The sequence below is a fragment of the Kribbella orskensis genome, from assembly GCF_004342085.1.
In the GTDB taxonomy this organism is placed as follows: domain Bacteria; phylum Actinomycetota; class Actinomycetes; order Propionibacteriales; family Kribbellaceae; genus Kribbella; species Kribbella orskensis.
In genome coordinates this window covers 159,735-172,056 of the sequence record NZ_SLWM01000013.1, presented here as the reverse complement: position 1 = coordinate 172,056, position 12,322 = coordinate 159,735, and the positions used below count along the sequence as shown (strand labels likewise).

Sequence of the window (12,322 nt, the reverse complement as noted above, 5' to 3'; positions counted from 1 at the left end):
CGGGCCATGGCAGCAGTTCGGCGGCTGGCCGGGGAGACGATTTCGATCGACGTGGCGCGGCGGCTCGCGCTCATTGGCCAGGGGTTCGCGGATCCACCAGCGTCGGGACGGGTTGATGTGCGGCAGCTTCGGCGGGTGGTTGCACGGCTCGGTGTGCTGCAGGTCGACTCGGTGAGCGCGGTTTGTCGTTCGCACTACTTGCCGCTGTTCGCTCGGCTGGGGGCCTATTCGCGGGCGACGTTGGATCGGATGGCTTGGGGTGGTGGGGAGCGAGAGCTGTTCGAATACTTCTGGGGGCATAAGGCAAGTTTGCTTCCGATCGGGACTTATTCGTTGCTGCGGTGGCGGATGCGGGTGGCTGAGCGGCAGGTGTGGGATGCGGCGCTTGATCCGGAGCTGGCGGCGCCGTGGTCGGTTGTGGCCGGTATGCAGCGGCTGAGTGCGGAGCGGCCGGGACTGGTCGACGAAGTGCTTGCCGTGGTCACCGAACGTGGGCCGGTCACGGCTGGCGAGGCCAGCCCCGATGGGCTGCGCCGCAAGCGGACCGATCCGGATCCTGATCCGACCACTGGACGGATGTGGAACTGGCAGGACGCCAAGATCGCTATCGAATACCTGTTCTGCACAGGACGGGTCGCGATCGCGGGGCGGCGTAACTTCGAGCGTCTGTATGACCTGACCGAGCGGGTGCTGCCGGCCGCAGTACTCGCCGGACCTGAGCTCGATGCCGACGAGGCCCGGCGGGGGTTGCTCCGGATCTCGGCCCGCACGCTCGGTGTCGCGACCGCGCGCGAGTTGTGTGGCGCCAGCGGCGGGCACTTCCCGTTGCCGACGGCAACCGCCAAGCGCGTGATCCGCGAGTTGGTGGAGGCCGGCGAGCTGGTTCCGGTACGCGTTGAGGGGGTGTCCCAGCAGAGCTACCTGTGGTCGGAGGCCGAGGATCGACCGGTTCGGGCGCGCGCCTTGCTGTCACCGTTCGACACGTTGATCTGGAACCGCGACCGAACCCAGCGGCTGTTCGACTTCTTCTACCGGATCAGCATCTACACGCCGGCGGCGCAGCGGGTCCACGGGTACTACGTGCTGCCGTTCCTGCTCGGTGACCGGTTGGTGGCCAAGGTCGATCTGAAGGCCGATCGCCGGGAGTCCGCTCTGGTCGTCCCAACCGTCACCGCCGAGCCCGGCGTACCCGATGGCGACATAGTCGAACCGCTGGCAGCCGAGCTCAACCTGATGGCCCGGTGGCTGGACCTCGACCGATTACTGGTCAAAGCTCCCGGCGATTTGGCGCTGGCCCTGTCCCAAGCCGTCTGACCGGAGGCGAATAGTGGTCAGCAGGGGCGGTCGTATTCGACCTGGGGGAGAGGAACGCCGTCGCCGAAGTCTCGGGGGCGGGTGGCGCCGGTTTCGGTGAAGCCGGATTTCGTGTAGAAGCGGCGGGACTGGGGCGTGTCCCGGAGGGTCCAGAGATGGACCCGGGAGAAGCCGGTACGGCGGAGCGCGTTGAGGGTCTCGGTCATCAGACGGGGTGCTACGCCAGTGCCCCAGCCCTCGGGGTGGGCGTAGAAGCTGAGGATCTCGGCTTGGCCGGGCCGCTCCGTGGAGGGGGTGCTCCAGGAGAAGGCGAGGGGCCGGCTGTTCAACGTGGCGAGCAGGATCAGGGCCGTCTCATCGGTGACGCGGTTGTGCCAGCGGGTCAGGCGGGAGGCGATCTCCCGGGTGGCGAAGTCCGGGGTGAAGAAGGGGGCATAGGCGGCTTCCCAAGAGGCGGCGTGGACGATGCCGATGGCCTCGCCGTCAGTTGGAGTGGCGCGGCGGACCTCGACCGCGCGGGGCACGTCAGGTTGAGGGAGTCGCAAGGTCGTCTGCCGCGTTCTCGGATCAGCGTCCACGCAGAGACCATATGCGATCTGGTCGCATTTGTGCCAGGCGGGAAGTCTCAGGCAGCACGGGTGATGCAGCGGAATCCCAGGTGGGACGTTGCGGTGTCGATCGCCTGTGGCATCCGCGCCGCAGGTCGGTACCGGCGGCAGTAGTTCGGCGCGCAGAGGTGCGAGCCGCCCTTCATCACCTTGCGTGGGATGCGGACGTCCTGCAGTTGCGGATCGTAGCTCCGCTCCCGATCGCCACCCCGAGGGCTGTCGACGGTGCAGCAGGCGTGCGAGGTCTCGGCATGTGCCTGGTACCAGTCGGTCGTCCACTCCCAGACGTTGCCGATCATGTCCGCCAAGCCGTAGCCGTTGGGTGGGAACGACCCGACCGGTGCGGTGCCCACGTAGCCGTCCTGCTTGAGGTTCTGGATCGGGAACTCGCCCTGCCAGGTGTTCGCCATCCACCTGTCGCCGGGGGTGAACTCGTCGCCCCACGCGAACTCGGCGCCGTCGAGGCCACCGCGGGCGGCGAACTCCCACTCGGCCTCGGTCGGCAGGTCCTTGCCCGCCCATTCTGTGTACGCGACGACGTCCTCCCAGGCGACGTGCACCACGGGATGGTCCGGTCGCTTCTTGACGGAGGTGCCCGGTCCCTGGGGATGGCGCCAGTTCGCACCGGGCACGTAGAACCACCAGTTGTAGTGATTACCCAGGTCGACGGGGTGGTCCGGGGACTCGAAGACCGTGGACGCCGGCACCAGCATCTCGGCTTTGGCGTTGGGATAGTCGGCGAGATCGGCAGCGCGCTCGGCCAGCGTCACGTAGCCGGTCTTGGCGACGAAGCGCGCGAACTGGCGGTTGGTGACGGTGTGACGGTCCATCCAGAAGCCGTCGACGGTGACCCGATGGGCCGGCGCCTCTTCGGGATAGTGGTGATCGGAACCCATCAGGAAGGTCCCGCCGGGGATCCAGACCATGTCCGGACCCGGTCGGCTGTCCGCTGCGCGCGGCGGGACTCCAGAAGCCGTCTGACGCGTGGCGTCGATGTCGCCTGCCACGTTCACCTACCCCTCGTGACTCCGCTGTCTTTCCCTGGCGCTGCATCGGATCAGACTCTGCTCCGCCAGAGCTGTGCGGGCATCACCCGCTGGGGATGAAGCTGCGCCGCCAACCGATGAAGCCTTCCCTGGCCGTCCGGCCTGCCTGAGCAGCCGCGTCGTGTCATCCGGCCTGGGGGATGAATCCGCCACCTGTACTGGGCAGGCTCGGGGTGTCCAGCTGCCGGCCAAGGAGCACTCGCATGACAGTTCAGCCTACGCAGGGTGGTGCGAAAGCAGTTGCGGCCGGGCGGTTGTGGGCCGGTGGGCTGGCTACGGCGGTGATCGCCGGGCTGATCGCGGTTGCCGGGATTCTGCTCGCCCGCGGGGTGTTCGACGTACCCGTGCTCGCGCCGGAGGGCGAGGGCACCTGGGGAGACGCGGACACCTGGACATACGCCCTGTACTGCGGGTTGGCGGCGCTGGTGGCTACCGGGCTGCTGCAGCTGTTGCTGATATCCACGCCTCGGCCGTTTCAGTTCTTCGGCTGGATCATCTCGCTGGCCACCGCCGTGGCGGCGCTCGCCCCGTTCGCCACCAATGGCTCGACGTCATCGAAGGTTGCGACTGGGCTGATCAACCTCGTCGTCGGGATCGCGATCGGGGCCTTGCTGCCCGGAGTGGCGCGGGCCGCGATGCGGGCACGAGCCGGCGGCCGCTGACGCGTTAATCCTCCGGGGCGCCCCGACGATGCCCGACCGCCCAGGTCTCTGCCTCGTGCAGAGCGTGTTCGGTCGATTCGCCGATCAGTTCGGTGGCCTCGAAGACGCTGATCGGTCCGGACACGTCCACCCTGTCGGTACGGTGCAGGAGCTCGGCGAGGCTGTGGTCCACCCCGCTGAGGTACAGCCGGCCGCCTACCGCGTCCAGGGCGGCGGCGTAGTCGGCGACCACCTTGACGAACGTCGCACCGACAGATGTCCGGCCACGAAGCCGGAGCACCACGGCTGGGGCATCGGCGCCGGTCGGGTCGGGCAACTTGGCCCCCAGGGTCCGGGCACCGGCGTACAGAAGGCTGCCGTACACGTCGAGCACGGTCGCTTGGTGGCTGGGCAGCCGCTCGGGGGGCGGGTGTTCGGTCCATCGGCCGCCGCCAGCGGATTTCAGCTCGACGACCTTGAGATCCATCGCCTCCTGGTTGAGTTGCAGCAGTAGCGACAGAGTCACCCCGATGCCGACGGCGGCGGCGACCGGCAGGAACAAGGTCGCGCAGAAGGTGGAGATGATCGCGATCTGAGAGGTCGGGCCGGTGCGCAGGATCGTCCTCAGCTCACCTGGCCTGAGCGATGCCGCGGCGGCGAAGATGAGCACCGCCGCCAGCGTCGGCATGGCGACGAGTCCGACCACGCCGGAGAAGGCCGCGAGGATCACCAGCATCCACAGGCCTGAGAAGATCGCCGCCCACCTGCTGCGGGCGCCGACCGTCTGGTTCAGCGCGGTCTGGCCGACCGAGCCGCCGACCGGTTGACCGCGGAAGAAGCCGGCCGCGAGGTTGCCGACGCCCTGGGCGATGAAGTCGTGGTTCGGGTTCGAGACAGTCCCGTCCCGGTTCGGCGCAGCCTCGGCGACCCCGCTGCCCTGGACGAGGACGATGGCCGCGACGGCCAGGGCCCCCGTGACCAGTGGCAGCGACAGCAGGCTGAGGTCCGGCAGTTGGGGCACCGGGATGCCGCTCGGGATCTCCCCGACGTCCTCCACCCGTGCGACCGAGTCGGCACCGGCGATCGCCACAGCCGCAGTCGGGACGACTAGTGCGACCAGCGCGCTCACCGTTGCCAGCCGGGTCCGCGACAAGCCGACGAGGATGGCGAGCGCCGCGAGCCCGGCCAGCAGGGATGCGATGTCGATCCGGGATGGATGGACCAGGACGTCGACCGCCTTCGCCAGCGCGAACTGTCCACTGGCCTCCGCGCCGGTGAGGTCGGGAATCTGGCCGAAGAAGATGTTGGCCGAGACCCCGGTCAGGAAGCCGATCATGACCGAGTGCGACACGAATCGCATGTAACGCCCCAGCCGCGCGATCCCCGCCACGATCATCACCGCACCGGCCATGATCGTCAGCAGGAACAGGGCTTGGGGACGGTCCGCGGATTCCACCCCTTGCAGGGCCGATCCGGCCGCCAGCGCCGCGGCCGAGGTCGTGGTGATCACCATGAGCCGGGTGCTCGAAGACAGCCCGCCGGCGATCGGGCCGGCGAAGCTCGCATACAGGCCGTGGATCGGGTTCACGCCGACGAGTACCGCGGCTGCCATCCCGTCGGGCACGCTGCTGATCGCGCGGGGAAGACTGGCGACCACATCGGCGCGCAGGTCCCGCCGCTCAGGTCGCACCGACCGCAGCCAACGGCCTACGGGGAGCGCGCTCACACCGGGTTGCCTCCTTCAGATGAGCCCACCTCGAAGCGCCGGAGGGTCCGGTGCCACGCGTCCGCCGTTTCGAGTGCCCGCCGGCCTAGTCGGTCAGCTGCTCGAGCGCCACAACGGTCGTGAGCAGGAGGGCCTCGTCCTCGTCCGGCGCGATCTCTATTCCGTAGGTGTCGCGGACCCGGAACCATCGCTTCGAGATGTGTGCCACCGTGTCGCCGTCGCGTTTGATCTCGTACTCGTGGTCGACGATGTTGCCGTGGGCCTTGAGATCCGGCCCGTCGTCGACGTCGATGGCGAACCGGTCCCTGATGCCGACCAGTGCCTTGTGGACCGTCGCAATGCGCTCGCCGTCGCGCTCGATGGCGACCTTGTCGCGCACGCTGAGCTTCCGTTCCTGGATCTTCGCGACCTCGTGGCCGGACAGGTCTTCGAGCACGAACGTGTCGCGAAGTCGCAATGCTTTCCCGTTCACTTTGTACGCGCGGGTGCCCTCACCGTCCTCGATCCAGAAGTCGTCACCGATCGAGGCCAGTTTCGTCCTCATCCGGTACCGGCGCGGTTCGACGTCGTTGCCACCGTTTCGTCGCAGGATTCCCATGACCGAGCTCTCCTCACCCCGAGGATTGGTTGTCGAGCCTAGGTGCCGGCTCTCACCGGGACCTCATCCTGGAGGGACGATGCGACGGGAGCGGCGTGGCGAGGTCGTCCGCCAAGGGTGAAGCGCGGACGCGGACGGCGGGCCTATGGTCGAGAACAACCGGGTTGGCCGGACGATGGCGGAGGGGTGAGCGGTGCCTATCCAGGACGAGACAGACGAGCTGGAGACCAGCTCGGGTTGGATGGTGGGCGGGCTCGCTTTCGCCGCCTCCGTGATGGTCATGGTCGGGTCTTTCTCGATCGTCGCCGGCATCGCCGCGATCTTCGACGACGGCTACATCGTCGTCAGCAGGCGCTACGCATTCGATCTCGACACGACGGCGTGGGGCTGGATCCACCTGGTGCTGGGCATCGCCCTCGTGCTGGCGGGCTTCAGTCTGTTCGCCAACAAGGCCTGGGCCGGGATCGTCGCGCTCGTGCTCTCCGTGGTGAGTGCGATCGACCACTTCTTCTTCATTCCCTACGCGCCGTTCTGGTCGATCCTCATCATCGCCCTCAACGTCTGGGTCATCTGGGCGCTCACGCAGACCCGCAAGATCCGCAGCTGACCGCGCCGGCGTTCACTCTGGGTTGCTCTCGCGGGAGCGCCTGGAGACCTGGGCGATACGGGTCGGGCCGGTGACCAGTGCCCGCCGCCACGGGACAACGCCCTCGATCTCCACCTCCAGCGAGAAGCTGAGGACGGTGCGGATCAGCACGATCACGGCCAGGACGGTGACATTCTCCAGCGTCGGGGCCACTGCCACCGTGCGGATGAGATCGGCTGCCACCAGGACCTCCAGAGCCAGCAGGAGCGCCGCCCCGAACGACTGCCGCAGCGTCGCGAATGCCTCACTGCCGTCCTTCGTACGCCGCCACACCGCCGCGGCCAGCACGACCGACCAGACGAACCCGAGCGTCAGAATCACTGCGCCCAGACCCTCGAATACCTCCGCCGCCTGGTCCATCACCTCGGAGAACGTCACCGCAGCTCCACACCCCCTGGTCCGGCGGAGTCGGCACGACCCGCAGTCAACGCAAACTACCTCAACCGCGGACAGCGTCCACTCAACGCCGTCAGGAGCGCTTCATCCTCGGCGGAGGAGGCTGCGCGGATCCCTGCGGATTAGGTTGAACTCGCCGCTGCACTCCGGAGGTGAGTCCGCCCCTGGTTCGGTGGTGGAACTGACCGTGCAGCCGAGGAGCGTGTCGTGACTGAGACCAGCAATGTGACGAGAGACGAAATTGACGAGCTGGGGCCGGTCGACTGGATCGTGGTCGAGTTCCCGGGAGGCAAGTTCAAGGGCGAGATCGCGCCGGAACTGCAAGCCCTCGTGGAGCGCAACATCGTGCGCGTCCTGGATCTTCTGATCATGAGGAAGGACGAGGACGGCACCCTGGAGGCCTTCGAGCTCTCCGAACTCGACGACCCTGAGCTCGGCGCCTTGCGTACCTACGAGACGGAACTGGCCATGCTGCTCAGCGAGGACGACGTGACCGCGATCGCTGCCGCCGTGGAGCCGGGCAGTACCGCGGCTGTACTTGTCTGGGAGAACACTTGGGCAGCACCGTTCGGGTCGGCCGTACGTCGGGCCGGCGGACAACTGGTGGCCAGTGGACGGATCCCGATCCAGGCCCTGCTGGCAGTCATTCAGGAAGACGAAGAAGAACTTGCCAAGGAAGGCAGCTGAGATGGGTATCGCACGACGACGGATGCGCCGCTCTGGCGTGGTCGGCGCCCCGGTGGCACGAGTAGCAACCACGGCCGCGACAGCTGCTGTAGTCGTCCACGGGGTCAACCGCCGACAGGACCGCCGAGACGACCGCGGGGACGACCGCGGGGACCGCCGAGACGACCGCCAGGACCGTCGGGACTGATCTCACGGCTGGTCGCTTCGACGGGGTGACGCGGACTCCGGCGAATGATGGGCGAGGCGTCGTGAACGGGGGTCGGCGCCTGGCTCCTCGTCGGCCTGCTCGAAGGCGACGTACCGGCTGCCGAGAGGACCGGCCGTGACACCGTGGAGCACCACACTGAGCAACACAGTGAGCGCGACGACGGAGACGGCCTGCTCGACCACCGGGATCTCGCCGAGCTGCTCGATTGCCAGTAGTGCGAACACGACCGACGCCAGGCCGCGGGGCCCAAACCAGCCCACGAACAAGACGGTCCGGCGGTCGAGACCCGTTCCGAGCAGGCACAGGGCCACCGGAAGCATGCGGACCACGGTCAGACTCAGTACGGCGTACGCGAGCAGCGTGAGGTCGAAGTTGTGCAGGGCGATCGGCACCAGCGCGGCTCCGAAGAGGAACCAGACGGCGAGTGCCAGGACCTCACCGAGAAGCTCCGGTGGCTCGACGACGTTGTCCGTGTCGACAACGTCCTCGTCCAGAGCTGCTCTGAAGGCGATGCCGGCCACGAACGCCGCGATGAATCCGTTGCCGCTGAACGTGACGGCGAGCGCGAAGCTCGCGAGTGCGGCCGCAAGTGTTCCGAGCCGCCGTGCGCCCGTAGTCATCCAGCGCCGGCGAGAGCCGACCGTCATGAGCCTGGCGCTCGCTACCCCGACCGCCAGGCCGACGATGACACCGACGGCGAGCTCGAGCAGCGCACCGCCTCCGTGATCGGAGACGCCGTCGTGACTTTCCACCCCGAGCTGGCCGGCGGCGACAGCCAGCGAGAGAGTGACGACCGGGGTGACGATGCCGTCGTTGAGTCCACTTTCCACATTGAGTGCGCGACGCAGACGCGTGGGGATCCGGCGATCGTTGATCACCTGTGCGCTGAGAGCGGCGTCGGTCGGAGCCAGCGTGGCGCCCACGAAGCCCGCGAGCGCCCAGGTGAAATCGTCGAAGAGCCAGGCGGCCAGGAGAGAGCCCAGGACCAAGGACAGGGGGAGGCCGATGGCCAGCAGCCGGCCAGGTAGGCGAATGTCTCGTTTCAGCCTCGAGAGGTTGACTCTGGCAGCGTCCGAGAACAACAGAAGCGCCAGAGCCAGCTCTGCGATCAGATGGATGGACGGGGCCTCCACGTCGACCGAGAGTGGGCCCCAGTCAGGGTTGCCCAGTGCGTAGCCGGCAACGGCGAACACCAGCGGACCGGTGATGTTGAGGCGGGCCAGGAGGCCAGAGGTGACCGCCCACACCAGCATGAGGAGCGCGAGCACCGCGAACGTGGCCTCGGTCACTGCCCCGCCTCCGTCTCGAGATGTTCGAACCGGCACGCGGCCGGCCCGTGAGCCGGGACCATGACTCACCTCCCGGGGCGTCCGTCCGTTCAACCTATTGCCCTGAGTTCCTGGTTCGCCTCATCCGGTCGGGGTGAGGATTGCCGCCGGCGAAACCAGTGATCCTGAACCCAACAACTCGATGAGGAGCTCATCATGTCGGACACAAACCCTGCTTCGCCGGCCGCGCGACACCTGCCACCCCAGGCCGCGACCGAGCGGTCGGATCCGGAGCCCACCGCGTGGGTCGGCTGGATCGTCTTCGCCGGAATCATGATGATCGTGATCGGCGGCCTGCACATCTTCCAGGGGTTGGTCGCCCTGTTCGACGACGACTACTACCAGGTGGGGAACAACGGTCTCACCATTCACGTGAACTACAACGCCTGGGGCTGGACCCACGTGATCTTCGGCGTGCTGGTCTGTGCTGCCGCGATCGGTCTCCTCGCGGGGCAGCTGTGGGGCCGCATCGCCGGCGTCGTGCTGGCCGTCCTGAGCATCCTGGTGAACGTGGCCTTCCTCGCGGCGTACCCGATCTGGTCGACGATCGTGATCGCGATCGACATCCTGGTGATCTGGGCCCTGACAGTCCACGGCCGCGAGGTGCGCGACTCGAACGCCGGCTGGTGACCTCAGCCCGGATTGCGAGCTCGGCGGCTAGCCGACGCGCTCACCGGAATCCTCCACCGGTGGAAGATCCGCCGAGGTCTCGGCGGGGTCGGTGTCTTCGGCAGGCTCCGGGAGTTGGCCACCCGAGATGAGCCCGCCGAGCCAGCGGGTGGACGGGTCGGCATCGATGAGCACCGACTTCACCAGCAGTGACGCCGGGATGGCGAGTACGGCGCCCACCGGGCCGAGGATCCAGGCCCAGACGATCAGGGACAGGAAGCTGAGCGTGGTGGACAGACCGACCGCATCGCCGACGACCTTCGGCTGGATGATCGACTGGATGATGAAATTGATGACGCAGTAGGCAGCGATCACCCACAGCATCGTCGCCACCCCCTGGTCGAGCAGCCCCAGCAGCGCGGGCGGAACGACGCCGATGAAGAATCCGACGTTCGGGATGTAGTTGGTGATGAAGGCGAGCAGGCCCCACAGCCAGGGGAGCGGGATGTCCAGCAGGTAGAGGACCCCGACGTCGATCGCGGCGACGACGAACCCGAAGACGGTGCAGACGATCAGGTAGCGCGTGGTTCCCCGGGCGAAGCCGGACAGGGCGTTGATGATGTCCGGTCTGTCTCGCCCGGCTTCGCGGAGACGGTCCGGGAACTGGGTGGCGTCCAGGGCCATGAAGAACAGCACTATGACGACGAAGCTGAGATCGGACAGCGTCCCCACAAGTCCGGAGAGCAGGCTCTGGAGCAGGTCGAAGAACTTGCCCAGATCAAGCTTCTCCAAGGCCGCCTGGAGTTGCTGCTCTCCCACCCCGTGGTCCGCCAGCCAACCGCGCGCGTCATCGACCAGCTCGGCGAACTTGTCCTGGTACGTCGGCAGCAGGGTGGCCAGTTTGGCGACCGAGTAGGCCACGGCGGCTGCCATGCCGAGGAGGAAGACGTTCACGGTCACCAGCGCGATCAGCGCGGCGAGCCAGGTTCGAACGCCTCGTCGGACCAGCAGGCGGCGCAGTGGACTGACGGCGATCGTCAGGACCAGCGCGAGAAAGACGGGGCCGATGATGTCGGAGAAAGTTCGGATACCCATGACCGCCAGGACGCCACCTCCCGCCCCGATGAGAACGACGACTCCGCGGGGAAGCGCCCAGGAGTCACCCGTCGGCGCCGGAGCCGGCGCCGACGTGGCCGCCGGCAGCTGACCGTCAGGTGGTTCCAAGGAGCCTGCAGTCATTCTCGAAACCCCTTTCCCGACCGGTCCCGGGCTTCGAAGATCGCTCACATCGCGACCGGCAGCATCACCCGCCCCGGATGATCCTGGCGGTGGCTGACTCCTCGAGAGCGGTTCGGCGCCGCTGCCCCGGGTCATCCGGTTGGGGTGAGGCGTTCGGCGGACGGCTGCGGGAGGCTGCCGGTGATCCCGTGTCATCGACATGTCCGCCACCACGGCGACGACAGACAGCGGCGCCTTGAGGAGGCCGGATGGAAGACGGGTCGAGTGCTCGCGCGCCGAAGTCGGGCAAGGGAACGCAGCCATCCGACTATGCCGGGGCGATCTACGGATCGCTGCTGGCCGCATCGGTCGTTGCCGGCACCAGCCCGGGACAGGAGCCGGCACCCGTAGTCCAATTGATCGTCCTGCTGCTCGCGACCGGCGTGGTGTTCTGGCTCGCCCACGTCTACGCGGCAGTGCTCGGCGAGCGGTCGGCCGATGGGTTGCTGTCCCTGAACAAGTACCGCGCCTCTGCGAGGCGGGAATGGCCGATCGTGCAGGCCGCGGTACCGCCCGCCGCCGCGGCGGGTGTCGGCGCGCTTCTCGGTCTGTCGGACGCGGGAGCCGCGTGGCTGGCGCTCGCGGTGGCGGTGGGATCCCAGCTGGGCTGGGCCCTGTACGTCGCGGCCAAGGCGGGGGCCACCCGGCGGGGCATGGCCGTCTCCGGTCTCGTCTACCTCGTGCTGGGTCTGGTGATCGTCGCGCTGAAGGCACTCTTGTCGCACTAGTCGTCCGCCAAGGGTGACGCGGCCTGGCGACCGCGGTCCTAGTGTCGATGGGCAGTCGACGTTCGTCGAGGGCCGAGCAGGAGGGGTGGACCCACAGATGACCCAGAACAGTGGGATCGAGCCGCAGGCCGAGTCGGGCTGGGCCATGACCGGTGTCGCGTTCGCCGCCGCGATGATGTTGATGATCGGCCTGTTCCAGGTGATCGCCGGCCTCGCCGCGATCCTGAACGACGAGTTCTTCGTGGCCGTCAGGGGCTACGCGTTCGATCTGGACATCACCGCCTGGGGCTGGCTCCATCTGATCCTTGGACTAGGCATGATCGTGGTGGGGATCGGTCTGTTCTCACGAGCGGTCTGGGCGGGCGTGATCGCCGTGTTCCTGGTGGTGCTGAGTGCGATCGACAACTTCTTCTTCATTCCCTATGCGCCGTTCTGGTCCCTGCTCCTGATCGCTCTCGACGTCTGGGTGATCTGGGCCCTGACACGTCCGCGCGCGCTTCGCAGCTGAC

14 protein-coding genes are annotated in these 12,322 nt (G+C 67.6%); 7 read left to right on the top strand and 7 right to left on the bottom strand.

What is annotated here, in order from left to right:
• The first annotated feature begins 6 nt into the window (after window positions 1-6).
• Window positions 7-1,314 carry a winged helix-turn-helix domain-containing protein gene (locus EV644_RS29180; protein ID WP_132192165.1) on the top strand — a complete coding sequence of 436 codons (1,308 nt, stop codon included), beginning with the start codon at window positions 7-9 and terminating at the stop codon, window positions 1,312-1,314.
• 17 nt (window positions 1,315-1,331) lie between these two features.
• On the opposite strand, the gene EV644_RS29175 is transcribed toward EV644_RS29180, so the two are convergent.
• Window positions 1,332-1,892 (bottom strand): GNAT family N-acetyltransferase, encoded by a 561-nt coding sequence (locus EV644_RS29175; RefSeq protein WP_241998945.1) that lies wholly within the window; start codon window positions 1,890-1,892, stop codon window positions 1,332-1,334.
• Window positions 1,893-1,939: 47 nt separating this feature from the next.
• Window positions 1,940-2,929, bottom strand: coding sequence for a formylglycine-generating enzyme family protein (locus EV644_RS29170; RefSeq protein WP_500789600.1), 990 nt, complete (start codon window positions 2,927-2,929; stop codon window positions 1,940-1,942).
• Window positions 2,930-3,171: 242 nt separating this feature from the next.
• On the opposite strand from EV644_RS29170, the gene EV644_RS29165 reads away from it, so the two are divergent.
• Window positions 3,172-3,630 (top strand): DUF6069 family protein, encoded by a 459-nt coding sequence (locus tag EV644_RS29165; protein WP_132192163.1) that lies wholly within the window; start codon window positions 3,172-3,174, stop codon window positions 3,628-3,630.
• 4 nt (window positions 3,631-3,634) lie between these two features.
• Here the strand turns inward: EV644_RS29165 and EV644_RS29160 are convergent, their stop codons facing one another.
• A complete protein-coding gene (locus EV644_RS29160) occupies window positions 3,635-5,335 on the bottom strand; it encodes a SulP family inorganic anion transporter (protein ID WP_132192162.1) in 1,701 nt (566 codons plus the stop codon).
• 85 nt (window positions 5,336-5,420) lie between these two features.
• On the bottom strand, window positions 5,421-5,933 hold the full coding sequence (locus EV644_RS29155; protein WP_132192161.1) for an LURP-one-related/scramblase family protein: 513 nt from the start codon (window positions 5,931-5,933) through the stop codon (window positions 5,421-5,423).
• 193 nt (window positions 5,934-6,126) lie between these two features.
• Here EV644_RS29155 and EV644_RS29150 point away from each other — a divergent pair, with 193 nt between their 5' ends.
• Window positions 6,127-6,540: a DUF7144 family membrane protein gene (locus EV644_RS29150; RefSeq protein ID WP_132192160.1), complete on the top strand. Its 414-nt coding sequence runs from the start codon at window positions 6,127-6,129 to the stop codon at window positions 6,538-6,540.
• A 12-nt stretch (window positions 6,541-6,552) separates the two neighbouring features.
• Here the strand turns inward: EV644_RS29150 and EV644_RS29145 are convergent, their stop codons facing one another.
• The gene (locus EV644_RS29145) at window positions 6,553-6,957 is read right to left on the bottom strand and encodes a DUF1622 domain-containing protein (RefSeq protein WP_199240042.1); all 405 of its coding nucleotides are present in this window, start codon (window positions 6,955-6,957) and stop codon (window positions 6,553-6,555) included.
• Between the two features lie 225 nt (window positions 6,958-7,182).
• Here EV644_RS29145 and EV644_RS29140 point away from each other — a divergent pair, with 225 nt between their 5' ends.
• On the top strand, window positions 7,183-7,662 hold the full coding sequence (locus EV644_RS29140; protein ID WP_132192159.1) for a DUF6325 family protein: 480 nt from the start codon (window positions 7,183-7,185) through the stop codon (window positions 7,660-7,662).
• 189 nt (window positions 7,663-7,851) lie between these two features.
• Here EV644_RS29140 and EV644_RS29130 read toward each other — a convergent pair whose 3' ends face one another.
• A complete protein-coding gene (locus tag EV644_RS29130; protein ID WP_132192157.1) occupies window positions 7,852-9,159 on the bottom strand; it encodes a cation:proton antiporter in 1,308 nt (435 codons plus the stop codon).
• A 195-nt stretch (window positions 9,160-9,354) separates the two neighbouring features.
• Here EV644_RS29130 and EV644_RS29125 point away from each other — a divergent pair, with 195 nt between their 5' ends.
• Window positions 9,355-9,828, top strand: coding sequence for a DUF7144 family membrane protein (locus tag EV644_RS29125; protein WP_132192156.1), 474 nt, complete (start codon window positions 9,355-9,357; stop codon window positions 9,826-9,828).
• Window positions 9,829-9,855: 27 nt separating this feature from the next.
• On the opposite strand, the gene EV644_RS29120 is transcribed toward EV644_RS29125, so the two are convergent.
• The gene (locus EV644_RS29120; protein ID WP_206751505.1) at window positions 9,856-10,902 is read right to left on the bottom strand and encodes an AI-2E family transporter; all 1,047 of its coding nucleotides are present in this window, start codon (window positions 10,900-10,902) and stop codon (window positions 9,856-9,858) included.
• A 392-nt stretch (window positions 10,903-11,294) separates the two neighbouring features.
• Between EV644_RS29120 and EV644_RS29115 the strand changes: the two genes are divergently transcribed.
• Together EV644_RS29115 and EV644_RS29110 are read left to right on the top strand one after the other, a co-directional pair.
• Window positions 11,295-11,813: a hypothetical protein gene (locus EV644_RS29115; protein WP_132192154.1), complete on the top strand. Its 519-nt coding sequence runs from the start codon at window positions 11,295-11,297 to the stop codon at window positions 11,811-11,813.
• Window positions 11,814-11,910: 97 nt separating this feature from the next.
• On the top strand, window positions 11,911-12,321 hold the full coding sequence (locus EV644_RS29110; RefSeq protein WP_199240041.1) for a DUF7144 family membrane protein: 411 nt from the start codon (window positions 11,911-11,913) through the stop codon (window positions 12,319-12,321).
• Window position 12,322 lies beyond the last annotated feature (1 nt).

What these genes read in the sequence shown, in the direction of transcription:
- EV644_RS29180 (WP_132192165.1), top strand. Translation starts at nt 7, where the DNA reads ATGGCAGCAGTTCGGCGGCTGGCCGGGGAGACGATTTCGATCGACGTG.
- EV644_RS29125 (WP_132192156.1), top strand. Translation starts at nt 9,355, where the DNA reads ATGTCGGACACAAACCCTGCTTCGCCGGCCGCGCGACACCTGCCACCC.
- EV644_RS29155 (WP_132192161.1), bottom strand. Translation starts at nt 5,933, where the DNA reads ATGGGAATCCTGCGACGAAACGGTGGCAACGACGTCGAACCGCGCCGG.
- EV644_RS29115 (WP_132192154.1), top strand. Translation starts at nt 11,295, where the DNA reads ATGGAAGACGGGTCGAGTGCTCGCGCGCCGAAGTCGGGCAAGGGAACG.
- EV644_RS29110 (WP_199240041.1), top strand. Translation starts at nt 11,911, where the DNA reads ATGACCCAGAACAGTGGGATCGAGCCGCAGGCCGAGTCGGGCTGGGCC.
- EV644_RS29165 (WP_132192163.1), top strand. Translation starts at nt 3,172, where the DNA reads ATGACAGTTCAGCCTACGCAGGGTGGTGCGAAAGCAGTTGCGGCCGGG.
- EV644_RS29120 (WP_206751505.1), bottom strand. Translation starts at nt 10,902, where the DNA reads ATGGGTATCCGAACTTTCTCCGACATCATCGGCCCCGTCTTTCTCGCG.